28 protein-coding genes are annotated in these 25678 nt (G+C 69.0%); 8 read left to right on the top strand and 20 right to left on the bottom strand.

Translation table 11 applies throughout. The annotated features are described in order from the left end of the window. Positions 1 to 2 precede the first annotated feature (2 nt). The 4 genes from ABZS29_RS13295 to ABZS29_RS13280 form a co-directional block, all read right to left on the bottom strand. Positions 3 to 449, bottom strand: a complete 447-nt coding sequence (locus tag ABZS29_RS13295; protein WP_355461516.1) for a hypothetical protein — start codon at positions 447 to 449, stop codon at positions 3 to 5. A gap of 167 nt (positions 450 to 616) precedes the next feature. Further along, on the bottom strand, positions 617 to 1549 hold the full coding sequence (locus tag ABZS29_RS13290) for a neutral zinc metallopeptidase (protein WP_355461514.1): 933 nt from the start codon (positions 1547 to 1549) through the stop codon (positions 617 to 619). Positions 1550 to 1671: 122 nt separating this feature from the next. After that, a complete protein-coding gene (locus ABZS29_RS13285; RefSeq protein ID WP_355461513.1) occupies positions 1672 to 2571 on the bottom strand; it encodes an alpha/beta hydrolase-fold protein in 900 nt (299 codons plus the stop codon). 2 nt (positions 2572 to 2573) lie between these two features. After that, the gene (locus ABZS29_RS13280) at positions 2574 to 3134 is read right to left on the bottom strand and encodes a PH domain-containing protein (protein WP_355461511.1); all 561 of its coding nucleotides are present in this window, start codon (positions 3132 to 3134) and stop codon (positions 2574 to 2576) included. 46 nt (positions 3135 to 3180) lie between these two features. On the opposite strand from ABZS29_RS13280, the gene deoC reads away from it, so the two are divergent. From deoC to ABZS29_RS13265, 3 genes are read left to right on the top strand one after another with little or no spacing between them, the layout of a single operon-like run. Beyond that, a complete protein-coding gene (gene deoC, locus ABZS29_RS13275) occupies positions 3181 to 4137 on the top strand; it encodes a deoxyribose-phosphate aldolase (protein ID WP_355461509.1) in 957 nt (318 codons plus the stop codon). A gap of 3 nt (positions 4138 to 4140) precedes the next feature. Next, positions 4141 to 5577, top strand: a complete 1437-nt coding sequence (locus ABZS29_RS13270) for an aldehyde dehydrogenase family protein (protein WP_355461507.1) — start codon at positions 4141 to 4143, stop codon at positions 5575 to 5577. Continuing rightward, entirely contained in the window at positions 5567 to 6442 is an 876-nt protein-coding gene (locus ABZS29_RS13265) for an aldehyde dehydrogenase family protein (RefSeq protein ID WP_355461505.1), read from the top strand. Before ABZS29_RS13270 ends, ABZS29_RS13265 begins: the two co-directional genes overlap by 11 nt. Before the next feature lie 19 nt (positions 6443 to 6461). On the opposite strand, the gene ABZS29_RS13260 is transcribed toward ABZS29_RS13265, so the two are convergent. After that, positions 6462 to 7079: a hypothetical protein gene (locus tag ABZS29_RS13260; protein ID WP_355461504.1), complete on the bottom strand. Its 618-nt coding sequence runs from the start codon at positions 7077 to 7079 to the stop codon at positions 6462 to 6464. 44 nt (positions 7080 to 7123) lie between these two features. Further along, complete coding sequence (locus ABZS29_RS13255) at positions 7124 to 8143, bottom strand: serine/threonine-protein kinase (RefSeq protein WP_355461502.1); 1020 nt, start codon at positions 8141 to 8143, stop codon at positions 7124 to 7126. A gap of 58 nt (positions 8144 to 8201) precedes the next feature. Here ABZS29_RS13255 and ABZS29_RS13250 point away from each other — a divergent pair, with 58 nt between their 5' ends. Beyond that, positions 8202 to 8738 (top strand): RNA polymerase sigma factor, encoded by a 537-nt coding sequence (locus ABZS29_RS13250; RefSeq protein WP_355461500.1) that lies wholly within the window; start codon positions 8202 to 8204, stop codon positions 8736 to 8738. On the opposite strand, the gene ABZS29_RS13245 is transcribed toward ABZS29_RS13250, so the two are convergent. From ABZS29_RS13245 to ABZS29_RS13230, 4 genes are read right to left on the bottom strand one after another with little or no spacing between them, the layout of a single operon-like run. Beyond that, positions 8725 to 8913 carry a hypothetical protein gene (locus tag ABZS29_RS13245; protein ID WP_355461498.1) on the bottom strand — a complete coding sequence of 63 codons (189 nt, stop codon included), beginning with the start codon at positions 8911 to 8913 and terminating at the stop codon, positions 8725 to 8727. The genes ABZS29_RS13250 and ABZS29_RS13245 overlap by 14 nt on opposite strands. Further along, positions 8904 to 11222, bottom strand: a complete 2319-nt coding sequence (pepN, locus tag ABZS29_RS13240; protein ID WP_355461496.1) for an aminopeptidase N — start codon at positions 11220 to 11222, stop codon at positions 8904 to 8906. The genes ABZS29_RS13245 and pepN overlap by 10 nt, the downstream gene beginning before the upstream one ends. A gap of 10 nt (positions 11223 to 11232) precedes the next feature. Next, positions 11233 to 11589 (bottom strand): hypothetical protein, encoded by a 357-nt coding sequence (locus ABZS29_RS13235; RefSeq protein ID WP_355461494.1) that lies wholly within the window; start codon positions 11587 to 11589, stop codon positions 11233 to 11235. Continuing rightward, on the bottom strand, positions 11586 to 12467 hold the full coding sequence (locus ABZS29_RS13230; protein ID WP_355461493.1) for a LysR family transcriptional regulator: 882 nt from the start codon (positions 12465 to 12467) through the stop codon (positions 11586 to 11588). Before ABZS29_RS13230 ends, ABZS29_RS13235 begins: the two co-directional genes overlap by 4 nt. Positions 12468 to 12555: 88 nt before the next feature. On the opposite strand from ABZS29_RS13230, the gene ABZS29_RS13225 reads away from it, so the two are divergent. Further along, positions 12556 to 13293: a sulfite exporter TauE/SafE family protein gene (locus ABZS29_RS13225; protein ID WP_355463166.1), complete on the top strand. Its 738-nt coding sequence runs from the start codon at positions 12556 to 12558 to the stop codon at positions 13291 to 13293. 243 nt (positions 13294 to 13536) lie between these two features. On the opposite strand, the gene ABZS29_RS13220 is transcribed toward ABZS29_RS13225, so the two are convergent. Beyond that, the gene (locus ABZS29_RS13220; protein ID WP_355461491.1) at positions 13537 to 14370 is read right to left on the bottom strand and encodes an aldo/keto reductase; all 834 of its coding nucleotides are present in this window, start codon (positions 14368 to 14370) and stop codon (positions 13537 to 13539) included. 77 nt (positions 14371 to 14447) lie between these two features. Between ABZS29_RS13220 and ABZS29_RS13215 the strand changes: the two genes are divergently transcribed. Beyond that, positions 14448 to 15491, top strand: coding sequence for a DUF5937 family protein (locus tag ABZS29_RS13215; protein ID WP_355461489.1), 1044 nt, complete (start codon positions 14448 to 14450; stop codon positions 15489 to 15491). Here ABZS29_RS13215 and ABZS29_RS13210 read toward each other — a convergent pair. From ABZS29_RS13210 to ABZS29_RS13185, 6 genes are all read right to left on the bottom strand, one after another. Beyond that, on the bottom strand, positions 15482 to 15955 hold the full coding sequence (locus ABZS29_RS13210; RefSeq protein WP_355461487.1) for a YkvA family protein: 474 nt from the start codon (positions 15953 to 15955) through the stop codon (positions 15482 to 15484). The two genes, ABZS29_RS13215 and ABZS29_RS13210, sit on opposite strands and share 10 nt — an antisense overlap. A gap of 1016 nt (positions 15956 to 16971) precedes the next feature. Then, positions 16972 to 17727, bottom strand: a complete 756-nt coding sequence (locus ABZS29_RS13205; RefSeq protein WP_355461485.1) for a trypsin-like peptidase domain-containing protein — start codon at positions 17725 to 17727, stop codon at positions 16972 to 16974. Positions 17728 to 17934: 207 nt separating this feature from the next. After that, the gene (locus tag ABZS29_RS13200; protein ID WP_355461484.1) at positions 17935 to 18873 is read right to left on the bottom strand and encodes a VWA domain-containing protein; all 939 of its coding nucleotides are present in this window, start codon (positions 18871 to 18873) and stop codon (positions 17935 to 17937) included. After that, on the bottom strand, positions 18870 to 19829 hold the full coding sequence (locus ABZS29_RS13195) for a DUF58 domain-containing protein (protein ID WP_355461482.1): 960 nt from the start codon (positions 19827 to 19829) through the stop codon (positions 18870 to 18872). The genes ABZS29_RS13200 and ABZS29_RS13195 overlap by 4 nt, the downstream gene beginning before the upstream one ends. Continuing rightward, positions 19826 to 20815, bottom strand: a complete 990-nt coding sequence (locus tag ABZS29_RS13190) for a MoxR family ATPase (protein WP_355461481.1) — start codon at positions 20813 to 20815, stop codon at positions 19826 to 19828. Before ABZS29_RS13190 ends, ABZS29_RS13195 begins: the two co-directional genes overlap by 4 nt. Beyond that, complete coding sequence (locus tag ABZS29_RS13185; protein WP_355461480.1) at positions 20812 to 21045, bottom strand: hypothetical protein; 234 nt, start codon at positions 21043 to 21045, stop codon at positions 20812 to 20814. Before ABZS29_RS13185 ends, ABZS29_RS13190 begins: the two co-directional genes overlap by 4 nt. A 124-nt stretch (positions 21046 to 21169) precedes the next feature. Between ABZS29_RS13185 and ABZS29_RS13180 the strand changes: the two genes are divergently transcribed. After that, complete coding sequence (locus ABZS29_RS13180) at positions 21170 to 21865, top strand: response regulator transcription factor (protein ID WP_355461479.1); 696 nt, start codon at positions 21170 to 21172, stop codon at positions 21863 to 21865. Further along, positions 21862 to 23115 carry a HAMP domain-containing sensor histidine kinase gene (locus tag ABZS29_RS13175; protein ID WP_355461477.1) on the top strand — a complete coding sequence of 418 codons (1254 nt, stop codon included), beginning with the start codon at positions 21862 to 21864 and terminating at the stop codon, positions 23113 to 23115. The genes ABZS29_RS13180 and ABZS29_RS13175 overlap by 4 nt, the downstream gene beginning before the upstream one ends. 148 nt (positions 23116 to 23263) lie before the next feature. Here ABZS29_RS13175 and ABZS29_RS13170 read toward each other — a convergent pair whose 3' ends face one another. The 3 genes from ABZS29_RS13170 to ABZS29_RS13160 are packed head-to-tail and all read right to left on the bottom strand — an operon-like array spanning position 23264 to position 25560. Further along, positions 23264 to 23698 (bottom strand): hypothetical protein, encoded by a 435-nt coding sequence (locus ABZS29_RS13170; RefSeq protein WP_355461475.1) that lies wholly within the window; start codon positions 23696 to 23698, stop codon positions 23264 to 23266. Then, positions 23695 to 24093, bottom strand: a complete 399-nt coding sequence (locus tag ABZS29_RS13165) for a DUF3592 domain-containing protein (RefSeq protein WP_355461474.1) — start codon at positions 24091 to 24093, stop codon at positions 23695 to 23697. The genes ABZS29_RS13170 and ABZS29_RS13165 overlap by 4 nt, the downstream gene beginning before the upstream one ends. A gap of 27 nt (positions 24094 to 24120) precedes the next feature. After that, the gene (locus ABZS29_RS13160; protein WP_355461472.1) at positions 24121 to 25560 is read right to left on the bottom strand and encodes an FGGY family carbohydrate kinase; all 1440 of its coding nucleotides are present in this window, start codon (positions 25558 to 25560) and stop codon (positions 24121 to 24123) included. Positions 25561 to 25678: the final 118 nt, after the last annotated feature.

Here is a 25678-nt window from a genome sequence, read left to right as displayed (position 1 = left end):
GGTCAGTGCGCGGCGGCGGCCTCGGCCTGCTCCGCGCGCAGGGAGGCCTGCAGCGACGAGTGCAGGATGCGCAGGGTGCTGGTCGACTGCATCAGCGCGTCCCGCTCGTCCGGGTTCCGGCCGGCCAGGTTCGTGATGTCGGTGATCGCCGCGTCGATCCGGCTGATCCGGTCGGCGACCGAACCCTCCTGGCTGCTGGCCCGGCGGATCGCGTCGGACGTGACCGTCCAGACGTCTTCCTTGTCGTTGGTCCGCCGCGACATGTCGACCATCTGGCTCAGTGCGGCCAGATCGCTGGCGACCTGCGTCCGCTCCGCCGGCGTGGTGATCCCGGCGGTCGCCTGGCGGAGCCGGGTGACGTGCCCGGACAGCTCCGACCAGCTGCTCCTACCGGCCTGGATCTTGTCCAGCACCTTCGCGTACTCGGTGTTGAACTCGTCGTAGTTCACTGTCCTTGACTCCTGCCGTTCGACCGTTCGACTCAGAACTGTAGGGCGTGCGGATCCGAAACAAGTAACCACACGATCGCAGATCGTGTGGTTGTCGCCAAAACGCAACAGCCGCCTGGTACGGCAACGCGTACCAGGCGGCTTTGTTACGTGCGGAGCAGAAGCAATCAGGAGACCCGCGACGGCGCGGATTCGAAGGTGTTGCAGCGAGCCGAGGTCGTCGTCGAGCTGGTCGCGTAGAAACCGTGCTCCGACCACCAGCCGTGGTTGGTGTACGAGCCGTGGTCGCGCGGGTAGCCCTTCTGGTCACCGGAGTGGTTCACCAGCCAGCGCCACTCGTTGTAGAGCGCGCCGGTCATCGGGTAGAAGCGACGGTTCGCGCCGATGTAGGCCGAGCCCAGGCAGGACGCCTGCAGCTCACGACGGCGGCTCTCCTCCAGCTTCGCGCTGTTGGTCTTCATCGCGCGCTGCCGCCACCAGGAGGCGTCCATGATGCCGGTCTGCTCCTGGATGTGGTGGCCGTACTCGTGCGCCATCGTGTTGGTCGCGTAGACCCGGGCGTACGTCGAGTTCTGCTTCCACAGGCTGACGATCACGTTGGCCGGGAAGTAGATGTTGTTCTCGCAGTAGAACGCGCGGGACAGCGTGACCACGCCGCACCGGGTGCTCGCGGTCCGGGCGGTGGTGATGTGCAGCTTCGGGGCGGCCGTCGACTTCGCACCGGCGGCGGCCAGGATCGGCTTCCAGGCGGCGTACAGGCACTTGTAGACCTGGGTGCTGTACTGGTTGACGCCGGCCACCGTGCGCATGGAGACGTTGACCTCCTTGCACCGCGACGCCGGGATCGCCCCGGTCTTGTACAGCTTGTTGTAGCGCACGATCTTGAGGGCCGACGGGCCGGTGTAGCCGGCCAGCGCGGTCGGCGCGGCGGCGTGCACCTCGGTGCCCGACTCGGCGGCCTTGCCGACGACGGGGACGGGACGGGTGTCCGTCGCGGCCGCCGGTGCCGCGTAGGCGTTGGCGGGGAGGACGACCGCGAGACCGGTCAGCGCGGCGATGCCGGCCAGACCACGTCGGGTGGTGCGGGAGAGGTTGACCATGAGCTCCACTCTCGAAAATTCAGGGACTGTCAGGGCCCATCCTGGGGTGACCGGGGGTTCATCCACCGGCCGGGACACGAACTCCGACGTGAGAGATTCGCCTCCAGTTCCCACGATTTTCGTCAGCTGCGCAGACGTGCGCCGAGAAACGCCAGTTGAGCGGGCAGCATTCGCCGCCAGTAGCCCTGCGTGTGCGCGCCGGCCTGCTGACCGCCGGCGGCCCGCAGCTCGGTCCGCAACTGCGCGGCGGCCTTCGCGAACGGATCGTCCCGCCCGCAATCGATGCGCACGGCAACATCCTGCAGACCGACCCGGCGCCCGAAGAGCTGACCGCCGTCGAAATCCTCGCGGCTGTCGAAGGAGCCGGGGGCGACATCTTCGTAGCGCCGCCACACCGCCGGGCTGAGCGCACCGACCGCGACCGCGCGAGTGCCTGGCCGAACTCGGCGTTGCCACGCGTGCAGGGCGGCGTACAGGAGAGCGCCGTACCCACCCATGGACCAGCCGAGTACGCCGTACCGGGAGGTGTCGAGGCCGCGATTCCCCAGCAGGGGAAGGAACTCCTGGTCGAGCATGTAGCCCGGGTCCTCGTCGGTGGCCCGGCGATGCCAGTACGAATCGGGCCCGCCATCCACCGTCGCCAGCGCGAACGGCGGCGACCCACCCTGTACGGCGGCCGTCAGGTACCGATCGATGCCGAGATCACGCACGGCCGACGTGTGATCACCACCACGTCCGTGCAGCACCAGCACCACCGGCATCGCGTCGGACGGCTGATACCCATCGGGATAAAGGATCGAGTAGCCCACCGTCGTCCGGCGACCGAACGACTCGAACCTGCCCGACACCACAGGCCCAGCCGGTACGTCGGGCACAACGCCATCCGGACCGGTGAGCCCGAGAACGTCGTGCATCCGGGCCCGTCCGGGAATGAGACCGGTTTCCAGGCCGGCCACGCCTGCGACCCCGGCGACGCCGGCCGCCACGCCCGTCCTGAGCAGGACGCGGCGAGACAAGGACATCGTCAGCGGAGCACTGCGGCGACAACGGCGACGACCGCCAGGACGCCCATGATCGCCAGCTCGGGCCGGGCCCAGCTCGTCTTGACCTCGCCACCGTCGACAGCGCCGTACTGCTCCATGTGCGTCTCGATCCGGCCGACGACCAGATCCGCGCGGGAGACCGAGCTGTCCGGCGCGACCTTGCGGCCGCCGACGCGCTGCTTGCGCAGGTCACGCATGACGAGCTGCACACCCGGCGCGCGGAAGCGGCCCGCGTCGGTGTGCACGCGGAGGATGTCGGCGACATCGGCCCCGGCGACCTGGTTCCACGGAATCACTCGATCCCGCAGGTGGTTACGCAGCACGATCACGTCCGGCCGGAGCGTGACGGAGGGCCGGATCAGACCGCAGTACGCGAGCACCATGCAGATCCCGATCAGGCTGCCGACCATGAGGCCGGAAGCAGTCCGCCACTCCAGCACGATGTCCAGCAGACCGACCGCCCCGATGACGAGCACGATCACCCCGGAGATCCGGTTGGAGGTGGACAGGTAGGTCTCGGTCTCGGCCTCGTTCGACTTCACCCGCACAAAGTAACTGGTCGTCTCGATCGGCACTATGCTGGCAAGGGTGACCACTACCGACACAGGCGTCGACAGTCTGGCCGACGTGACCTCGTCCGAGGACCGGCTGCGCCGGTTCCTGCTCGGTCTGCCGGGCGTCGACCAGGTCGGCGCCGAAGCCAGGGCGGCCACCCTCGGCACGCGGTCGATCAAGACCACGGCCAAGGCGTACGCGCTGGACCTGGCGATCCAGATGATCGACCTGACCACGCTGGAGGGCCAGGACACCCCGGGCAAGGTGCGCGCGCTGTGCGCGAAGGCCAAGCGGCCGGACCCGGCCGATCAGACCGCGCCGCAGGTGGCCGCGGTCTGTGTCTACCCGGACCTGGTGGCGACGGCGAAGTTCGAGCTGCGCGGGACCGGGATCAACGTCGCGAGTGTGGCCACCGCCTTCCCCAGTGGGCGTTCGAGTCTGGCGATCAAGATCCAGGACACCAAGGACGCGGTCGCGGCCGGCGCCGACGAGGTCGACATGGTGATCGACCGCGGGGCTTTCCTGTCCGGGCGCTACGGCCTGGTCTTCGACGAGATCGCCGCGATCCGCGAGGCCGCGGGTGACGCGCATCTCAAGGTGATCCTGGAGACCGGCGAGCTGGTCACCTACGACAACGTACGGCGTGCGTCCTGGCTGGCGATGCTGGCCGGCGCCGACTTCATCAAGACCTCCACCGGCAAGGTGTCACCGGCCGCGACGCTGCCGGTGACGCTGGTGATGCTGGAGGCGGTCCGCGACTACCACGAAGCCACCGGGCTGCACATCGGCGTCAAGCCGGCCGGTGGCATCCGGACCGCGAAGGACGCGATCAAGTACCTGGTCACGGTCAACGAGACCGCCGGACCCGACTGGCTGGACCCGGAGCTGTTCCGCTTCGGCGCCTCCAGCCTGCTGAACGACCTGCTGATGCAACGCACCAAGCTGGCCACCGGTCATTACCCAGGCCCCGACTACTTCACGCTGGACTGAGGCATGAGCAGATTCGAGTACGCACCGGCCCCGGAATCGCGGGCCATCGTCGACATCAAGTCGTCGTACGGGCTGTTCGTCAACGGCGCGTTCGTCGAGGCGACCGACGGCAAGCCCTTCAAGACGATCAGTCCTGCGTCGGAAGAGGTGCTGGCCGAGGTCAGCGAGGCCGGGCCTGCTGACGTCGACAAGGCGGTTCGCGCCGCCCGCAAGGCGTTCGACAAGGTCTGGGGCCCGATGAGCGGCCGGGACCGGGCGAAGTACCTGTACCGGATCGCGCGGCTGATCCAGGAGCGCTCGCGCGAGCTGGCGGTGCTGGAGTCGCTCGACAACGGCAAGCCGATCCGTGAGTCGCGTGACGTCGACATCCCGTTGGTGGCCGCGCACTTCTTCTACTACGCAGGCTGGGCCGACAAGCTCGAGTACGCCGGCGTCGGCGCGGACCCGCAGCCGTGGGGTGTGGCCGGTCAGGTCATCCCGTGGAACTTCCCGCTGCTGATGCTGGCCTGGAAGATCGCACCCGCGCTGGCCGCCGGCAACACCGTCGTACTGAAGCCGGCCGAGACGACGCCACTGACGGCACTCGCCTTCGCGGAGATCTGCCAGCAGGCCGATCTGCCGCCGGGTGTGGTCAACATCATCACCGGCGCCGGCCGGACCGGTCAGGCGCTGGTCGAGCACCCCGATGTGAACAAGGTGGCCTTCACCGGTTCGACCGCGGTCGGCCGCGCGATCGCGAAGTCCGTCGCGGGCACCGACAAGGCGGTCACGCTGGAGCTCGGCGGCAAGGCGGCGAACATCGTCTTCGAGGACGCCCCGATCGACCAGACCATCGAGGGCATCGTCAACGGCATCTTCTTCAACCAGGGGCACGTCTGCTGCGCGGGTTCGCGGCTGCTGGTCCAGGAGAGTGTGTACGACGAGGTCCTGGCGCGGCTGAAGCGCCGGATGAGCAGCCTGCGGGTCGGCGATCCGCTGGACAAGAACACCGACATCGGCGCGATCAACTCGTCGGCCCAGCTGGCGAAGATCCGTGAGCTGTCGCAGATCGGTGAGGACGAGGGCTCCGAGCGCTGGTCGCCGGAGTGCGAGCTGCCGGCGCAGGGCTTCTGGTTCCCGCCGACTGTCTTCACCGGGGTCTCCCAGGCACACCGGATCGCCCGCGAGGAGATCTTCGGGCCGGTGCTGTCGGTGCTCACCTTCCGCACGCCGCAGGAAGCCGTCGAGAAGGCGAACAACACGCCGTTCGGGCTGTCGGCCGGGATCTGGACCGAGAAGGGTTCCCGGATCCTCTGGATGGCGAACCAGCTGCGCGCCGGCGTGGTCTGGGCCAACACGTTCAACCGCTTCGACCCGACCTCGCCGTTCGGCGGCTACAAGGAGTCGGGCTACGGCCGCGAAGGCGGCCGTCACGGCCTGGAGGCTTACCTTGCCCACTAAGGACAGTTCTCGTCTCGAGGTCCGCAAGACCTACAAGCTCTACATCGGCGGCGCGTTCCCGCGCAGCGAGTCCGGCCGGACGTACGTCGTGACGAACGCCAAGGGCAAGTTCCTGGCGAACGCCTCGCAGGCATCCCGCAAGGACGCCCGGGACGCGGTCGTCGCGGCTCGCAAGGCGTTCGGCGGCTGGTCGGGCAAAACGGCGTACAACCGTGGTCAGGTGCTCTACCGGATCGCGGAGGTGATGGAGGGCCGGCACGACCAGTTCAGCGCCGAGGTCGCCGCCTCCGAGGGCCTGTCGATCGGCAAGGCCCGCGATGTCGTCGACGCCTCGATCGACCGCTGGGTCTGGTACGCCGGCTGGGCCGACAAGCTCGCCCAGGTGGTCGGCTCCAGCAACCCGGTGGCCGGCCCGTACTTCGACTTCTCGTTGCCCGAGGCAACCGGCGTGGTCGCGGTCCTCGCTCCGCAGGACTCCAGCCTGCTCGGCCTGACCTCGGTGATCGCTCCCGCGATCGTCTCCGGCAACACGGTCGTCGCAGTGTCGTCGTACGAGCGTCCGCTGCCCGCGATCACCCTCGGCGAGGTGATGGCCACCTCCGACCTGCCCGGCGGCGTGGTCAACCTGCTCACCGGCTCAGCCTCCGAGATCGCGCCCTGGCTCGCGTCCCACATGGACGTCAACGCCATCGACCTCTGCGGCATCGACACCGCCGACGAGGCCCGCGACCTGGAAGCAGCCGCCGCCGAGAACCTGAAGCGCGTACGCCGCCCTGCCGCCGAGGACTGGACCGAGTCCCCAGGCCTGTCCCGCCTGACCCAGTACCTCGAACTCAAAACCGTCTGGCACCCCATCGGCGTCTGACCTCCCCACCCCATGCGGATCAGCGGATGGTGGTTCGGGTGAGGGCTGGGTTGGGGTTGGGGTAGCAGGTGACCGGCGAGTTGAGGGTGACGAACTTCCACTTGATCTTCGCGGTGAGGGTCAGGCCGGGGTTGTCGTAGGACGTGCCCTGCAGGCGGGTTTCTACGACGGCTCCGCGGCGGCCGGCCTTGAGGCGCAGCGTCAGGGTCGGGAGCTGGTACGCCGCTCCGCCGGGGATCGGGCCGGTGACGGTGATGACCGCGGTGCGGCCGTCAAGGCGGACGGACGGGGTCGAGTTGAGACCGGAGCCGCCGGTCAGGGTCGCGCTCACGTACGACGAGTTGGGCGGGATCGGGACGCGCAGCGAGAGGTCCCGGACCTCTTTGAGTTTGAAGCCTTTGACCTCGCCGGGGAGCTGGCCGGGCTTGAGGTCGACGGTGATCGAGAAGCGATGGTTCGGCTTGACCGTGGCGGGTGCCTTCGCGTCGACGCCTTGTCGCAGCGAAAGCAGGTGCTTGCCGAACTTGGTGTTCGCCCGACACGCGTAGCTGGCGACCGGCTGTGCGGCCGCCGGCAGGCCGAAGATCAGCGGGAGTACGGCGGCACCGAGAACGAGAAGACTGCGGTGAGTAGCCATGTCGCTACCCTAAGCAGTCATCGCCCCCTAAGAGCACCCTCGTCTCACTGTCCGAACAGGTACCAGCCGCCCACCCCGGCAGCGGCGAACACCACCGGCAGCGAGGCGGCGAACCACACCCAGAGCCGCCGGCGGCGACGGCGTACCGGTGGGTCCGTGGCGATCGTGGTCGAGCCGTCGTCGTCGGTGATGCTGGTGCGTTCCAGGGCGCGCAGCGGCGCCTCCTGCTCCAGCCGATAGGCCTCGGCCTCGAGCCGCTCGGCGAGCGTCTCGGCCCGGTCGAAGCGGTCGGCCGGGTTGTAGGCGAGCGCCCGCGCGAAGACGTCGTCCAGGTCGCCGACCCCTTCATGCAGCACCGGATACAGGCTGTCCGGCAGCAGCTCTGGGTCCCGGTTGAGCACGTCCGGGATCGAGGAGACGGCGTACGGCGGATGTCCGGTGAGCAGCGCATAGGCCACCGCACCGATCGCGTAGATGTCCGCGCGCTCGTCGAACCCGCCGTCGCCGCGCCCCTGCTCAGGCGCCATGTACGACGGTGTGCCGACCGCCTGGGTCAGCCCGGAGGCCTCGGCCGCCCGCTTGGCCAGCCCAAGGTCAGCGAGCACGATCCGGTGTGTGCCGCCGCCGGACTCGACGCCGGCGTTCTCGCGGAGCAGCAGGTTCGCCGGGGTGACGTCGCGGTGCACGACCCCCTCGTTGTGCAGCGCAGCCACCGCGCGGGCCAGGTCCGCACCCCACCACAGCGCGTCGACCGGGTCGATCGTCCCCTGCCGCAGCAGGTCGGCGAGCGTACCGCCGCCGACGTAGTCCATGACGAAGTACGGCCGCCCGTCGGGCAGCTTGCCGAGGTCGAAGACCCGGACCACCCGATCGCTCGCGATCCGGCGCATCAGCCGCGCCTCGGACAGGAAGCGCTCCCGGACGTCGGCGCGCGACGCCCAGTTGTCGGCGAGGATCTTGACCGCGACGTCCACGTCGAGGTCGTCGTCGTAGCCTCGCCAGACCGTCGCGAACGCGCCCGCGCCGATCTGGTCCTGTAGCCGGTACCGTCCGATGACATCCATCGAGAGCTATTGTCGGTCACGACCAGGTCCGAACGGGAACACCACTCTCTGGGGGAGTATGAACGAGGAGCTCGATGCCCTCGCGGCGCGCACGCTGGCCGATCCGGCCGTGATGCCCGAGCTGCTGCACGCGATCCGGCCGCTGGTCCAGCGGCGGGTGGCGAAGTTCCTTCCGCACCGCGAGGACGCCGAGGAGGCGGTCCAGGACACCCTGCTCCAGGTGGTGAACAAGCTGCACACCTTCAAGGGCACCGGCAGCTTCGCCGGCTGGGTGACGATCGTGGCCACCAACCAGGCGCGCCAGACCTACCGCTCGCTCAAGCGGCGCTCCGTCGAGCAGACATCGGAGTACCTGCCCGAGGCCGTCGACCCGCGGACCACCTCGGTCATCGCCGGGTCCCGGCTGGACCTGCTGGAGGCGCTCGAGCACCTCGAGTCCAGCCACCCGCAGCTCGTTCAGCCGCTCGTCCTGCGCGACCTCGGCGCTCTCACGTACGCCGAGATCGCCGACGAGCTCGACGTACCGCTGGGCACGGTGAAGGCGCGCATCCACCAGGCCCGCAAGGCCGTCGCCGAGCGGCTCACCCCGCGCTGAGCCACCGCTCCCGCACGTCGACGGCCCGGCGCAGGTCGTCGAGGTAGTTCGCAACCGCGCGCCGGATCCCCGAGGTGACGGTCTCGTCGCGGCTCAACGCCTCGGCCGCGCCGATCAGCCCGGCGTCGATCGCGTACTTCGGCACGATCCGCATCGCGGTCAGCATCAGCACCATCCCGGACCGGAACTCCCCGGTCCGGGCGATATCGGTGAAGAACCTCTCGACGTACGGCGCGGTGATCGCCTCCTGCGCGGGATGCCAGAAACCCTCGGCGTGGCGAGCAGTTCCCGGACGCCGATCTCCGGATCGGTCATGATCCGGGTCCAGGCGGTTTCCTTGCCGTTGGCAAGGGCTGCGCGGCAGCGGGCGGCGTGGGTGACGCCCTCGGACGACTGGTCCCGGGCGAGCTCCGCGTCGATCTCGGCCGCACCGAAGGCATCCAGCCGGACCAATTGGAGAACGATCGCCCAGCGCAGATCCTGGCCCACGACCAAGCCACGCGGCACTCGTGCCGAGGCAGCATCAGCCAACCGCTCCGCGTCTCCTCGCGTCGACTCCCCCGCGGCCAACCAGTCCTGCAACAACTCCACATTCTTCATGACTGCCACGAAACCGCGAGCGGTGGCTAGCTGCAGGCTGCTGCCCGGCTCCACGGCCGCCAGCTTCGCTTCCAGCGCGTCCGCGACCACAGCGCGGGATTCGTCGTACGGGAGGTAGCCGCCGACGACGCGATCCAGCAGCCAGCGGACGAGCGACTCGACCGCGACGTCACTGTCCTCGGACCCGACGGTTGCCGCGAACAGGTTCAGCGCCTGCCACGGGTCGAGCTCACCCGCCATCGTCGCGTCGCGGACCGCGTTCCAGATCACGGCTCTCGTCGTACTGTCGGCGATCTTCGGCAGGACCGTGGGCAAGTTGGCCAAGCTGGCGGCATCGAGCCGGACCTTCGCCCAGGTGTCGTCCTGGGCGTCCGGCACGATCACCGCGAGCTCGTTGCTCAAGGCAACCTCGGTGACGTCTTCGTCGACGACCAGGTCGACGATTGTGGCCGCTCCGCTCTCGTCGTACCCACCGACGGTCAGGGTGTGCGGACGGCGCGCCTCGTCCGGGCGCTGCCGATGCAGCTGGACGCCGCTCGCCGTGCGCTCGGCGGACAAGGTGTCCAGACCGGACGTCCGCAGCCATTGATCGGACCAGTTCGCGAGCCCCGCAGCGCCGGCCTCGGTCAGCTTCGCGATGAACTCGGCCAGGTCCGCGTTGCCGTACTCGTGCGCCTTCAGGTGCGCGTTGACGCCCTGAAGGAACACGTCGTCACCGAGATACTTCGCGAGCTGCTTGAGAACCGCGGCGCCCTTGGCGTACGAGATGCCGTCGAAGTCGTCGAGCGACTGGCGCGCGTCCTTCAGGCTGTCCGGCGCGACCGGGTGCGTCGAGCTGCTCTGGTCGGTCTGCATGCCCCACCACTTGCGCACGAAGGCGAAGTCGGTCCAGTTGCCCTGGTACGCCGTCGCCTCCTCGGCCACGCGGTGCGCCATGTACTCGGCGAACGACTCGTTCAGCCACATGTCGTTCCACCACTTCATGGTGACCAGGTCGCCGAACCACATGTGCGCCATTTCGTGCACCAGAATGCGCGACCGGGTACTGCGCTCGGCCGACGTCGCCTGGGCCCGGAACAAGAGGTCGTCGGAGACCGTGACGCAGCCGGGGTTCTCCATCGCGCCGAGGTTGAAGTCCGGCACGAAAGCCTGCCAGTACTCGCCGAACATGTAGCGCTGCCCGAACATCCGGTGGTACGCGTCGAACGCGTCCCGGGTCGTCCGGAACAGGTCCTCGGCGTCGCGCTCCAGGTGCTCCGTGAGCGATTGCCGGCAGGCGAGTCCGAGCGGGATCCCGTCGTACTCGGTGCGGATCAGGTGGTACGGACCAGCGACGATCGTGACGAAGTACGTCGACAGCGGCTTGGTCTCGGCCAGCGCCCACTCCCCTGGCGCCGTACGAGTGGCTGCGCCGTTGCCCAGCACCACCCAGTCCTCATGACACTTCACCGTCACCGTGTACGGCGCTTTGAGGTCGGGCTGGTCGAAACACGGGTAGTACCGCGGCGCGGACTCCAGCGACGACATCCCGTAGGTGTAGACGCGCCCATCAGCCGCATCGACCGATCGAACCAGTCCCTCGCCATCAACGGAGTACTTCTGTACGGCGTGGATCACCAGCTCGTTGTCAGCCTGCAGACCGGTCAGCGGGAACCTGCCCTCGGCCAGCAGTGCCGAGTCCAGCGACTGCCCGTTCAGCTCGACCGAGAGCAGCCGCTCCGGCTTCACGTCGACCCAGCTGGCCTCGCCGACTGCTGTGAACCTGATCCGGCTCGTCACCTCGAAGCTGTCCCCGGGATCGGTCAGGTCGAAGTCGACCCGGTAGGACTCCACGGTCAGGTCCGCGGCCCGCTGCCGGGCTTCTTCCACTGTCAGAGCGCGCATGGTTTGCACGCTATCCGACAGTGCGGGCTACCAGCGTGGCCAGCGCCCGAACCTCCTCGTCCGTGGTCTCGGCGGCGATCCGCTGCAGCACCTGCGCGTCCTCGGGCTGCGCGAGGGTGGCCAGCACATTGAGAGCGCTCAAGTGGTCGAAGCCGGCGCGGATGTCTTCGCTCGCCTCGACCGGCGGGCCGGCCAGGATCCGCAGCGCGACCTCGCGGGTTTCTCCCGCCAGCTCCTCGAGTGGGTTGCCGCCGCTCAACTGCGTGTACGACGCGGCCACCTGGTACATGTTCAGCGCCCGGCAGACCATCGCGATGTTGCTGCTGTACAGCAGCGCGCTGTACGCCTGCAGGGGGATGTCAGTCATGCCCGCACGCTAGCCGCTGCGCGGAGGTGCTCGGCCAGGAGGTGGGCGCCTTCGGGAGCGTTGGCGGCGTAGCAGAGCAGGTGCGCTCGGGTGGACCACGCGTCTTCGAGTGGGCAGATGTCGATCGAGGTGATCGCGTCGACCGCGCGCCGCGGGATGATCGCCAGGCCGGCGCCGCCGGTCGCCAGGATGATCACGGTGTGCAGCGTCGGGACGAGCGTGCGGTAGCGCGGCACTGGGGCCTGCGGGCCGAGCCGCTCCTCCATCCACAGCGTCAGCGGGGATCCCCGGTCCAGCGCGATCAGGGGATGTTCGGCGACTTCGGCGTACGCGATGGAGGTGCGGCCGGAGAGGACGCCGCCGGCCTGACCGATCACCACCAGCGAGTCGTCGGCGAGTGGTTCGGTGCGTAGCGGAGTCGGCTCGTCGTCGAGGATCACGCCGAGATCGGCTTCACCCGCGGCGAGGATGCGGACACTTCGCACGGTACGGCGTTCCTTCACGTTGACGTCGTACTCGGGGTGGTCGCGCAGGAACGTGGCCAGCGCGGCCGGGACGAGCTGGTGCATCGCCGATCCCCCGGCGACCAGGCGGACCGGTTCCGTCCCGGAGACGGCGTACGACGCGACTGCGCTGTCGAGGCGGGTGGTTTCGGCCAGCACCTCGCGCGCGTGCCTGGCCAGAGTGGCGCCCGCGGGAGTAAGGCGGACGCCTCGACGCTCGCGGATCAGCAGCGGGACACCGGCCTGCGCTTCCAGCGATCTGACCCGCGCGCTGGCCGAAGGCAGGCTAAGGTGCATTGCTTTGGCACCGCCGGTGATCGAGCCTTCGGTGGCGACATGCGTGAAGAGGCGGAGGTCGTCCAGGTCGTACCGCATGCTTTCAGCCTACGCCTCAGCCTTAGGCTGGCTACGGGAATCGCGCATTGTGACCTGCCGCGCCAGCACCGATCCTCGAAGGGTGCTGATGATCCTGCTGGCCGGTGTCGTCGCCGGCGCCTTGAACGCCGTGGGCGGCGGCGGGAGCTTCGTCGCGCTGTCGGCGCTGGTGGCAGGCGGTATGCCACCGGTCATGGCCAACGCGACCACCACGGTCGCGATGCTGCCGGGCAACGCGACCAGCGCCTGGGTCTATCGGCGCGATGTGCACACCTTCTCGCAGCCGTCCACGATCCGGCTCACCGTGGCCAGTGTGCTCGGCGGCGCCCTTGGCGCCGGATTGTTGCTGTTGTTGCCCTCGGCATCCTTTGATGCGGCGGTGCCGTGGTTGCTCGCGTTCGCCACGCTCGTGCTCGCGTTCGGGAAGCGGCTGACCCGCGCGATCCGGATCGGTACGCCGGGCCCGGCCGCGATCCTGGCCGGCCAGTTCGTGTTGTCGATCTACGGCGGGTACTTCGGTGGCGCGGTGGGGCTGATGATGCTCGCGTTCTGGACGGCGACCACGTCGCTCGATCCGGCCAAGGGCAATCCGCTGCGAGTGATCCAGGTCGCTGCGGTCTATCTGACCTCTGGGTTGATCTTCGTCTTCGCCGCGAACATCCTCGATCAGCCGACGTATCTGGTGACCATGCTCCTCGGTGCCATGGTCGGGGGTTATGCCGGCGCTCATCTGGTTCGCCGCCTTCCGGCGACTGTTCTTCGGGTCCTCGTTCTGACCACCGCGGTCGCCATGACTACCTTGTTCTTCGTCCGGGCTTTCGGATGAACCGGGCTCAGCTGGCGATGGCTTATCAGGCCTGCGAGGTCTCCGAGTTGGCTCGGTCCGTGGCTGAGTTGTCCGACCCGGCGGCCGCTCTGGCTCAGGCCGAGCTTGTGTTGGCGGCCGCCCGGGAGCTTGTCGTTGCCGCGACCAGGCTGGCTTGCCGGACTGACGACGAACCGACGGATCCTTTGCAGTTCTTCGCCTACTCGTATCCAGACGAGGCGGCGGAGGATGTTGCGGACTGGCTCAGCGGGTCGGGCTCAGTGCCTCCAACCTCGCGTAGTGCTCGACAGACAAGGTGACGTCGGCGGCCGCGACGTTCTCCTCGAGGTGCTGGATCGACCGGGTGCCGGGAATGGGGACGATCACCGGCGAGCGGTGCAGGAGCCAGGCCAGCGAGAGCTGCGCGGCGGTCGCACCCAGCTCGTTGGCGATCGAGGCCAGCAATTGCGAGCCGGCGTGCTCACCCTTGGCAATCGGGACGTACGGGATGAAGGCGATCCCCTCGGCCGTGCAGTAGTCGAGGACGTCCTCGTGGTCGCGATCGGTCAGGTTGTAGCGGTTCTGCACGCTCACGATGTCGAGGGTTTCGCGCGCCTCGCGGAGCTGGTCGACGGTGACCTCGGACAGGCCGAGGTGCCGCACTTTGCCTTCGGCAACCAGTTCCGCCAGTGCGCCGAGCTGGTCGGCGTACGGGACGGTCGGGTCGATCCGGTGCAGCTGGAGCAGGTCGATGCGCTCGACCTTCAGCCTGCGCAGACTCAGCTCGGCGGCCTGCTTGAGGTACTCCGGTCGGCCGCAGGGAGTCCAGTCGGTCGGCGAGGGCCGGGTGCGGCCGACCTTGGTCGCGATGAGGACGCCGCCGTACGGGTGCAGGGCCTCGGCGAGGAGGTCTTCGTTGGCGCCAAGACCGTACGAATCGGCGGTGTCGATGAAGTCGACGCCGAGCTCGACGGTCCGGCGGAGGAGCCGGATCGCGTTGGTCCGGTCGGCCTCCGGGCGGTAGTAGCCGGAGGCGCGCATGGCGCCGAAGCCGAGCCGGTGGATGTCGAGTTCGCCGAGCTTCAGTCTGGTCTGCATGGGATTCCTCTCGTGGTCGATGGGCATCAGCGTGCGGGACGGCGTACCGGCGGTTGAACTGATTTAGACTGAGCTAAATGCTGACGATCACCTTCACAGTTCCCGACCTGGCCCGGATGCGGCTGGCGATGTCGCCGTTGTGGGAGGTGGTGGCGAGCGTGCGGCTGCTGAAGTCGCGGCGGCCGCACCAGTTCCATGGGCGCTGGGTGACTGAGGCCAGGGAACGACTTGCGGGCGTTGAGCTGGGGCTGCTGTTCGACCTGATCGATCCGGAGGTCTGGTATCTCGCGGACTTCCTCACTCCGCCGCCACAGAGCCCGTTCCCGGTACTGGAGGGTGAGCTCGGGGCACTGCGCCGGGTGCCGGCTGAGCAGGTACGGGCGGATCTCGGCGTACTGGCTTATGCGCGGAAGCATCCCTTTGGGTCGCTCGCTGAAGCGCAGGTGCCGCGGCGGATGCGGCGGCCGGGCCCCGGGGATCTGCCGTCGGAGGCGGTGGCGGATTTGTACGCCGATCCTTCGTCTGGACTGGTGCGGTTGGCTGATCAGATCGCGGCCTACTGGGAGCTGGCGATCGCGCCGCATTGGGGGCGGATCCGGGCGTTGCTCGACAGCGACCTGATGTATCGCGGGCGGCAGTTGGGGCAGGGTGGGCCGGCCGGGTTGTTCGCCGATCTCGCGGACACGGTGCGGTGGCGAGATCAGACGTTGTCCATCCGGCATCGGCGGTTTCACGGTGCGCGACAGTTGGCGGGTGAGGGGTTCTTGCTGACGCCGTCCGCGTTCGTGTGGCCGACGGTGTACTCGAGCACGATTCCGCCGTGGCAGCCGACGCTGACCTATCCGGCGCGCGGGATCGCCACGCTCTGGGACGACTCGGCGCGGACCACGCCGGCGGGGCTGGCCGCCGTACTGGGGAGGTCGCGAGCGGCGTTGCTGGGCGAGCTGGACGCACCGCGGTCTACGACGGAGTTGGCACGCCGTACTGGGTTGACGGCGGGTGGGGTCTCACAACATTTGAGCGCGTTGCGGTCCGGTGGGTTGGTGACCGCTCATCGCGCCGGGAGGGTCGTGCTGTACGCGCGGACTACGGTCGCCGAGGCGTTGGTCGGTCAGTCCTGAGGGCGCTGATTGACCTGCTTGCGCTCGTGATTGAGGTAGAGACCGGCCGCGGTCGAGACGCTCGTCAGCAACCACACCGCGACGCCGGCGTCGTCGGTCACACCGATGATCGGCAGCAGGTCCGGCAGGATGTCGAACGGCGACACCAGGTACACCAGCGCGAGCACCCACAAGCCCATCCGGGTCTTCGGCAACTCGCTGTAGGCACCCGACCGAGCCGCCCGAATCAACCGCGGCAAAGCCCGCGCCCGCTCGATCACATCGCCCACCGGCACCGGCTCCCCGTTGGCGATCTTCCGAGCCCGAACCTTCCGCCGCCGAACGAACCCGAACGCCGAAACCGCCGCCCCGACCACCAGCAGCCCAACCCCCACCGCAACCGCCGGCAACCCCACCACGTCGGCATCCCGAAACACCAACGTGCCAACCCCGAGCAACGCCAACAGCCCACCGAAATACACCATCCCCCCACTCTAAGCCGCCCTCACACACTTCCCCGGCAACACGAACCGCCCCCACTGACCAACCCCCGCCCCCTCGCCCCGCCCAGCGCACCACACGCGCCCCAACACCCCCAGCCAGCAGTCGGTGAGTGCCCCAGATCCGCACTCCCCCACCGGGTTCAGAGCTGCACGCCTCACACCTCGGGCGGACGTGCACGCCATCACAACCGCGTACACCCACCCACCGCCACGCTCAGCCCACCCCGGAACCGCCACTTGTGATGGCCTGGCGGACCGCCACCACCACCAACCGCCTTGGCGTGGGCCCGTTGAGCGCGTGACGAGCGCGTGGAGAGCACGCCCACGAGGTTGCACGGTGGAGGCGGTCGGCCGAGCCGAAACCGCCACCAGCAACACGCCATCCACCCACCCCGCGGACCTGCAGGCCATCACAACCGCGTGCACGCAGCCACTGGCACGCTCAGCACACGCCGGTGCGGCCACTTGTGATGGCCTGGCGGACCGCCACCACTCACTAGCCGCCGCCGCGCGGGCCGGCTGAGCGTGGGACGAGCGCGTGGAAGGCCAGCCGACGAGGTTGGACGGTGGTGGCGGTCCGCCGTGCCTAGGCCGACTGCCCGGGGGCACCTTGAGCGCCCACCGATCACCTCGCACCCGGTACGCCGGTCGAACGGTGCTCAACGTCGTACGAGCTGCTCGCGTTGGGCACTCACCAACCACATTTCGCCGCGTGGAGTGGTTGAGGGGTGCTCAACGTCGTACTCGCTGCTCGCCTTGGGCACCCACCAACCGCACTTCACCGCGCGGAGTGGTCGAACCGTGCTCAACGTCGTACAGCTGCTCGCCTTGAGCGCCCACCAACCACATTTCGCCGCGTGGAGTGGTTGAAGGGTGCTCAACGTCGTACCGGGTGCTGGCCTTGAGCGCCCATCGACCGCATTTCGCCGGGTGGGGTGGTTGAAGGGTGCTCAAGGTTGGTCGGGCTAATACGGTGTTCTTGGGCGTGAGACGGTGTTTTAGTCGATGAGTGGGCGGAGGATGGTGGTCATGCGGTCTACGGGGATGGCGAAGCCGATGCCGATGTTGCCGGAGCGGGACGTGCCTAGCGTGGCGATGGCGGTGTTGACGCCTACTACCTGGCCGGCGGCGTTGACGAGTGGGCCGCCGGAGTTGCCGGGGTTGATGGCGGCGTCGGTCTGGATGGCGGACTGGCGGGTGGGGTTGTCGCCGAAGCGGGCCTGGCGGTCGAGGGCGCTGACGATGCCGGCGGTGACGGTACCTTCCAGGCCTAGTGGTGAACCGACGGCCAGGACCGGGTCGCCGACATGGAGCTGCGCGGACCGGCCGAGCGGGAGCGCGCGCAGGCCCTCGGCGTCGGCCGGCGCGACCTGGAGGACCGCGAGGTCGTTGCTCGAGTCCACGCCGAGGACGTCCGCGTCGATCTGACGGCCGTTCGACAGGACCACGGATACATTGCTCGCTCCTTCCACCACATGGGCGTTGGTCACCACGTGCCCTTGCGCGTCGATCGCGAACCCTGAGCCGGTCGCTCGGCCGGCCCGAACGGACACCACACCGGGCAGAACACTTGCCGCGGCCGCTGAGATCGACCCTTGCTGGCCGATCGCCGAAGGAGCCGCCGCCTGCGGCAACTCCACCGAGCTGTCTCCCCAGCCGCCGGTGACCGCACCCGCCAGTCCACCGGCGAGCAGCGACAGCGCCACAGTCCCCAGTACGACGGCCGCCCGCCGACCGCGAGGTGGACCCGTCACCCCGGCCTGAGGTGCCGCCGCCACCGGAGAGGGGGCCAATGGCGCAGCGGAGGCCGGGGTGACGGAGAACGGGAACCCGGACGCGAAGGTCGAAGTGGGCGCTCGCTCTGGGCTGGGGGTTTCCGGCGCGCCAGGCAGCGGCGGGGTTGGGAGGTAGTTGGGGCCTCGGGTGGGGGTTCCTAGGTGTGGGGGCATGACGGGCTCCTACTACGGGAGGCGGGAGAACCAGAGAAGGGAGGCGAGAGCTGCCAAGAGAGCAGCGGCCAAGGCGATACCGGCGACCAGGTTGGTGATCTCGCGAGGCTCGGTGGTCCAGCCGATGGAGGACTGCAAGTCGGAGTACACGTCGCGGAGTTGTTCGTCGGACTCGGCTTCGTAGAACGAGCCCTTGGTCGTCTCGGCGAGCTTCTCCAGCGCCTGCGTATCCGCCGGGACCGGGATCTCGCGGCCGTCGATGGTGACCGTGCCTTCCGGCGTACCGTAGGCGATCGTCGACACCGGCACCCCAGCCTGTACGGCGGCCTCCGCGGCCTGGTCGACCGGACTGCCAGACGTGTTGCCACCGTCGGAGAGCAGCACGATTCGGCTCGGTGGTGGATCGTCAGGGTCGATCGTGCGAACCGCTTGCAGACTGGTGAGGACGGCCTCGCCGATCGCGGTGCTGTCGGTCAACTCCAGACTGTTGATCGCGTCGACCGTCGCCTGGTGGTTGGTGCTCGGCGGCGCCACCACCGTCGCGGTCCGCGCGAACGACACCAGCCCGACATTGAACTTCTCCGGCAGCTCCTGCACGAACTCGATCGCAGCCTGCTGCGCGACCTCGAAGCGGTTCGGCGCCACGTCGGTCGCGGCCATCGAGTTCGACACGTCCATCGCGACCAGCACGGTGGCTCGCTCGCGCGGAACGCGGATGTCCGCCACCGGCCGGGCGATCGCGATCGTCAGCACGGTGAGTGCGGCAAGGAAGGCCGCGGCCGGCGCGTGCCGGCGCCAGCCGGGCCGAGTGGGGGCGACCTTCTCCAGCATCGGCAGGGTCGCGAACCGGACGGCGTACTTCGTCCGTCGGCGCTGAGCGATCAGGTACGCCGCGACCAGGGCCGCGACCAGCACCAGCAGCCAGAGCCACAGGGGTTGCTCGAATCTCATCGGATACCGGTCCTCGAAGTCGGGTGCCGGCGGACGCTGGCCCGTCGGCGGGCGGTGGCGAACGCGGCGACGTCACGCACCCAGTCGTTGTCGGTCCGCAGGACGAGGTGCGCGGCGCCGGCACCACGGATCGCTTGGGTGGTTCGTTCGCGATGCGCTGCCATCGCTTCGGCGTACCGGCGGCGCAGCTTCTTGCTGCTCGTCTGTACTTCGCGTCGCCGCCCGGTCTCGGGGTCGACCAGCGTGAGCAGACCGACCTCCGGCAACTCAAGCTCCCGCGGATCGAGCACCTCGATCGCGAGAACTTCATGCCGCGCGGCAAGACGGCGAAGTGCGTCGGCCCATCCGAGCGCGCGGCCGGGCCGATCGGGGTCGTCGTGGAAGTCGGATACCACCACGCGTAGGCCGGGGCGGGGGTGCTCGCGGTTGAGGCGGGCGATCGCGCGGGCCAGATCAGTCCGCGGATACTCACCAGGTGTTGCCCTGGGCAACGCCAGCAGCGTGCGCAGGGACCGGCGGAGCTGAACTCCGCTGCCGGCCGCGGGAAGTCGGCGCACCTCGTCGCCGATCGCGATCCGGACGCCGAGCCGGTTGCCCGGCCCACTGGCCAGCAAGCCGAGCGCGCCGATGATCGCGATCGCCAGGTCACGCTTCTCGCTGAGCGCGGTCCCGAAGTCCATGCTGGCCGACGCGTCCAACAAGGCCCACGTCTCCAACTCCCGTTCAGCTAGCGGCGCTCGCACGTGCGGATCCAACGAACGCGCGGTCACATTCCAATCCATCCGGCGTACGTCGTCCTGCCCGGGTTGATACGGCCTGGCCTCGTTCGGCTCGCTGCCAGGTCCGGTCCGCAGCCCGGTGATGTCGCCGTGCAGGAAACCTTCCAGCTTCCGCTTCACCGTCAACTCGAGCGCACGCAGTGCACGCTCCCGACCAGCCAGCAGGTCCTCGGTCATGCCGCACTGTCCGCCGGTACGACGTGCGGCTGCTCGATCGCCTGCAGAATCCGCGCGATCACCGACCGCGGGTCCACACCATCCGCCAACGCGTCGAAGGTCAGCACCAACCGATGCGACATCACATCAAGCGCGACGTCGTACACATCGGCCGGCAGCACATAGTCCCGCCCACGCAGCAGCGCCAGCGCCCGACCGGCCGCGACCAGACCGAGCGTTGCCCGCGGGCTGGCCCCGAACTCCAGTACGCCGGCCAGCTCCGCCAGCCCGTACTGATGCGGTTCCCGCGTCGCATGCACCAGTCGTACGACGTACTCGGCCACGGCGTTGTGGACGAACACCTCTTCCGTTGCCTGCTGCAACTGATGCACCTGCTCCGGAGTCAGTACGCCGTTCGCGTGCGGACGGCGAGCGCTCATCCGTTGCAGGATCGTCAGCTCCTCGAGCGGAGTCGGATAGTCGACGGTGATCTTGAGCAGGAAGCGGTCGCGCTGTGCTTCGGGGAGGGCGTAGACGCCGTCGGACTCGATCGGGTTCTGCGTCGCGAGCACCAGGAACGGATCCGGCAGCTGGTAGCTCGTGCCGCCGATGCTGACCTGGTTCTCGGCCATTGCCTCGAGCAACGCCGACTGCACTTTGGCCGGGGCCCGGTTGATCTCATCGGCGAGTACCAGGTTGGCGAAGATCGGTCCGAGCTCAGTGTCGAACCCCTCGGTGGACGGCCGCCAGATCCGGGTTCCCATGATGTCGCCGGGGACCAGGTCGGGGGTGAACTGCAGCCGGGCGAACCGGCCGCCGATCACCTCGGCCAGCGTCCGGACCGCCAGTGTCTTGGCGACTCCCGGGACGCCTTCGAGCAGACAGTGGCCGCGGGCAAGCAATCCGACCAGCATCCGCTCGACCAGGTGGTCCTGCCCGACGACGACCCGCTTCACCTCGAACAACGCGTGTTCGAGGGAAGCAGCCGTCACCTTGGTCTCAGTCATGCGTTACCGGCCGGGTTCTGCTCCGAGGGTTGCTGCTTGTTCGGGCAGTCGCGCCCGTCCTGCGGGGCGGTGCTCGGGTTGTCGGCAGCCGGCGTACCTTCCTCGACGGTCACATACCCCTGGTCCGGCGCCGGGTCGTCGTTGCCCGCCGCGTAGGCGACGCCGCCGGCACCGAGCGCTGCCACGGCGACCGCCGTACCGAGGAGGATCCGCTTGCCTGGGATGTTCATGAAGTCTCCTTGGGATCGATTGACCACAGCTCATCAAGCGGCCCCGAAAACGACCGGAAAGCAGAACGAAAGTCCGGCGAAAGAGCAGGGCAGCGGATCAAGCCGGTCCCGCTACCTTGGTGGGGTGCGACTACTGGTGGTGGAGGACGAGGAAGGTCTGGTCAGCGCGTTGCGCTCGGGACTCGGCCGGGCCGGCTATGCCGTGGACACGGCGCTGACCGGCGCCGAGGCAGTGGAGAAGCTGGCGACGACGGCGTACGACCTGGCGATCCTGGACATCACGTTGCCCGACACGAGCGGGCTCGACCTGTGCCGCGCGGTCCGCCGCGGCGAGATCGAGGTCGCGTCCGGGCGGGAGTTGCGGGTGCTGATGCTGACGGCGCGGGCCTCGCTGGCCGATCGGGTTCGTGGGCTCGACGAGGGCGCCGACGACTACCTCACCAAGCCGTTCGCGCTGGTCGAGCTGCTGGCCCGGATCCGCGCGTTGCTGCGGCGAGACGTGACGAATGGCAGTACGCAGCTGCACGTCGGCGATCTCGTGCTCGATTCGGCCCGGCACCTCGCCACCCGGAACGGTCGTGAACTCGCGCTCACTCTGAAGGAGTTCGGCGTACTGCGGTATCTGATGTCGCGCCCCGGGCACGTCGTGTCGGCCGAGGAACTGCTCGAACATGTCTGGGACGAGAACGCTGATCCGTTCACGCAAAGCGTTCGGGTTACTGTCGGAACGCTGCGCCGCAAGCTCACTCAGGACGGTGAGGACCCCGTGCTCGAGACCGTGATCGGCCGCGGCTACCGGCTCCGAGGTGAGGAGACATGAAGGTTCCTCCGTGGGCGCAGACGATCCGCTTCCGGCTGACGCTGACCTACTCCGCGGTGCTGATCGCGCTGTCGGCGCTCGTCCTCGGCGGGGTCTACTTCGCGCTCCGCGCCTACCTGGATCCGCAGCCGCTGAACCCGATCACGGTCAAGAAGATGTACAAGGACCACAACGGCGTCTACCAGTACAAGGAAGGCTCCAAGTTCGAGGCCGCCGACATCGCCAGCGTGCAGTCCGCGGTCAACTTCCAGACGCTGGAAACCCTGCGGAACTACTCGGCCGCCGGTATGGGCGTGCTGTTCCTGGTCAGCCTCGGGACCGGCTGGTGGTTGTCCGGGCGCGCCCTCCGGCCGGTACGGCGAATCACCGCGACCGCACAGGAGATCTCGGCCACCGACCTCTCCCGCCGGATCGCGCTCGAAGGCCCACGGGACGAGCTGCGCAATCTCGGCGACACCGTCGATGACATGCTCGAACGGCTCGAATCGGCGTTCGTGGCACAGCGGCAGCTGGTCGACGACGCCTCCCACGAACTACGCAATCCGCTCGCGGTGATCCAGGCCAACGTCGACGCCGTACTGGCTCACGACGACACCCCGCCCGAGGACCGTGCGCAGGCGACCGCGATCGTCAGCCGTGCGATCCAGCGGATGACCCGGCTCGTCGAGGACCTGCTCGCGTCCGCCCGCCGGTCCTCGCCGGCCTTCGTGGACGCCGACGTGGACCTGGCTGCGATCGCGGCCGAGGCGGCGGAGGAGTACGAGCTGCTCGCCGCCGACCGCGAACTTCACGTCGTACGACGTCTGTCGCCCGGGCCCATCACCGCCGGCGACGCGTCGGCGCTCCGGCGTGCCGTCGACAACCTGCTCTCCAACGCCGTTCGGCTGGCCCGTGGCGGGAGTCAGCTCGTCCTCGCCGTCGGCAGTCAGAACGGGTGGGCCTGGATCGCCGTCCGCGATGAAGGACCGGGGATCGCGGCCGATGATGCGGACCGCGTCTTCGATCGGTTCTACCGGGCAGGCACCCGGCAACCGCCCGCCACCGTCCCGTCCACCGGCCAGCGCCGCGCGGGCCTCGGCCTTGCCATCGTCCGGCAGATCGCCGAATCCCACGGCGGAACAGTCGCGCTGCACTCCGAGCTGGGCGTCGGTAGCACGTTCATCATCTGGCTCCCCGACCGCTCGCTGACCGACGACGTACGCCGTACTCCCGTCCCACCCGACAACGACCCGCTGGGCCCGCGGCGCTGACCATTCGGTTGTGGCGGAAGGTGATAGTGCACGCTCCTCCTACCGAAGCTGGGAGGCGTCATGCGTCGAGTGCTGACCGCGCAGATCGGCGACGCCCGGCCCAGTACTGGTGGACCGAAGGCTCGTTGATCCGCCACGACAACTGGGGTCAATAGCCGGCTGGCGGGTGCTTCCACAGGAGGCGTACAACGGCGGCCGCGAGGAGTGCGGTGGTGAGAGTGGCGTAGAAGGCCAGCGGGCGGGTGTAGTCGAGGCCACTATCGGCGGTTTGCACCCGGTGGGGTTGCTCGCGGTCGTAGATGACCTCGAGCTGATGGGGAACCGCACTGCCATGCCGGAAGCGTGAGGTGCGCTGGACGACCGGCTCGCCGGCTCGCGTGACGTACTGGAGGTCGATCCACCGCCGTCGGTGATGGACTTCCGCGTCGTCGACCGCCAGCACCGTCGCCGTCACGACCTCGCCCCGCTGACGCAACCAATACACGTCCGAAACCTGCGTCCAGCCAAAGCCACCGAACAGGATCGCTCCCCCGAGCAGCACCGCCACCCAGCCGTACCTGCGCGGCGAGCTCTTCGTGTTCACCGGCGTGGCCGCAACTGAACAAACCCCGCGACGATGAACACCACGCTCACTCCACAGAAGACCCCGGGCAACCCGTAGCCGAGCCCCCAGTCTTCTGTTTGCATCCGCGTCGGCTCCTCTCGGTCGTAGATCACCTCGACCGATTCGCCGACAGCGCCCTCGCCGTTGGACGTGTACTCGGTGAAGGTCTCGCCGGCCAGCGTCGTGTACCTGACCTCGATCGACGGTCTCCGACCGTCCACCCGATCCACCACCGTCCCGGTCACCACCTCACCGCGATGCCGCAACCAGTACAGATCCTCGATCTGCACAGTTCCGATCGCCCCGAACACGAGCGCTGCGATCAGGCACGCAATGCCCTCCCAGGTGACCTTCCACCGCCGCGGCCTACTCACGGCCGGTACGACGCGCGCCGAGCCGGATCAGCTCCCGTTGTACGGCGCCGACAGCAGCGGGCGGGTGTTGGTGAGGACCTGGGCGTAGTTGGCGCGGATCCGGTCGGCGTCGACGGACAGAGCGGGCTCGGGCTTGCCGACGGGGACCTGCCAGGTCGGGAGGGTGCCGGTGAGGGCCCAGGCGGCTTGGCGGGCGGCGCCGAGCGCGACGTACTCGGCGGGTTCGGGGAGGACGACCTCGGCGCCCAGCAGGGCGGGGGCGAGTGCCTGAACCGAGCGGGCGCGGGCGCCGCCGCCGAGCAGGAGGAGACGGTTGACGGGGACGCCTTGGGCGCGGAGCGCGTCGACGGCGTCGGCCAGGCCGCAGAGCAGGCCCTCGACGGCCGCGCGGGCCATGATCGCGGGCTGCATGGTGGCGCGGGTGAGGCCGTAGACGAGGCCGGTGGAGTGCGGGAGGTCGGGCGTGCGTTCGCCGTCGAGGAACGGCAGCAGGACCAGGCCCTGGCTGCCGGGCGAGGACAGTACGGCCTCGTCGAACTCGGGCAGCGTCATCCCGAGCAGCTCCGCGGTCGCCGACATCACGCGGGCCGCGTTCAGCGTGCAGACCAGCGGGAGGTATTCGCCGGTGGCGTCCGCGAAGCCGGCGACGAAGCCGGAGGCGTCCGCGGTCGGGTGCGCGGAGCGGGCGAACGCCGTACCGCTGGTTCCGAGCGAGATCGCGACGTCGCCGACCTGCAGGTCGAGGCCGAGCGCGGCCGCGGCGTTGTCGCCGGTCCCGGCGGCGAGCGCCGCACCGGAGGCGGTTCGGCCGACGATCTCGGCCGGGCCGGCCACCCGCGGGAGCTTGAGGGCCCGCCCGAACGCACGCTCCACGAGATCTTCGCGGTAGCTGTTGGTCGCGGGCGACCACCAACCGGTGCCTGAAGCGTCGCCACGGTCCGTCGTGATCCCGTCGATCCCCGACCGGTCAGCGGCGAGCCGATGCGTCATCCAGTCATGCGGCAGTACGACGGCCGCCGCCCGCTCGAACGCATCCCGGCGTACCGGGTCGGTCTCGGCGTTGTCGCGGAGCCAGCGGAGCTTGGTGACGGTGAACGACGGCACCGGCATCGAGCCGACCGCCTCGGCCCAGGCCTCGGGGCCGCCGAGCTCCGCGATCAGCTCGGCGGTCGCGTCCGCGGAGCTCGTGTCGTTCCACAGGACTGCCGGATGGACAACTGAGCCGGCCTCGTCGAGCAGGACCATGCCGTGCTGCTGGCCGCCGATCGCGATCGCCTCGACGCCGTCGAGCAGCCCGGCCGACGCGGCTTCCCACGCCTTCCACCACTCCTGCGGGTCGACCTGGGTCCCGTCCGGGTGCGGCGCCCGCCCCTCGCGCAGGATCGCGCCGGTCTCGGCATCGCACACGACGACCTTGGTCGCCTGGGTGGAACAGTCCACCCCGGCCACCAGTCTCGGCTCAGGCATTCGGGCTCCCTCATCAGCTGGATCTGCGGACCGCCCCCACTCACCAACCTCCGCCGGCCCGGCCTCCGCAGGCTCAGCTCAGCCTGCGACAGCACGCCCGGGACGACTTGGTGAGTGT

Source organism: Kribbella sp. NPDC005582, from assembly GCF_040605415.1.
Classification (GTDB): Bacteria; Actinomycetota; Actinomycetes; order Propionibacteriales; family Kribbellaceae; genus Kribbella.
This window is presented reverse-complemented; position numbering and strand designations above follow the sequence as displayed.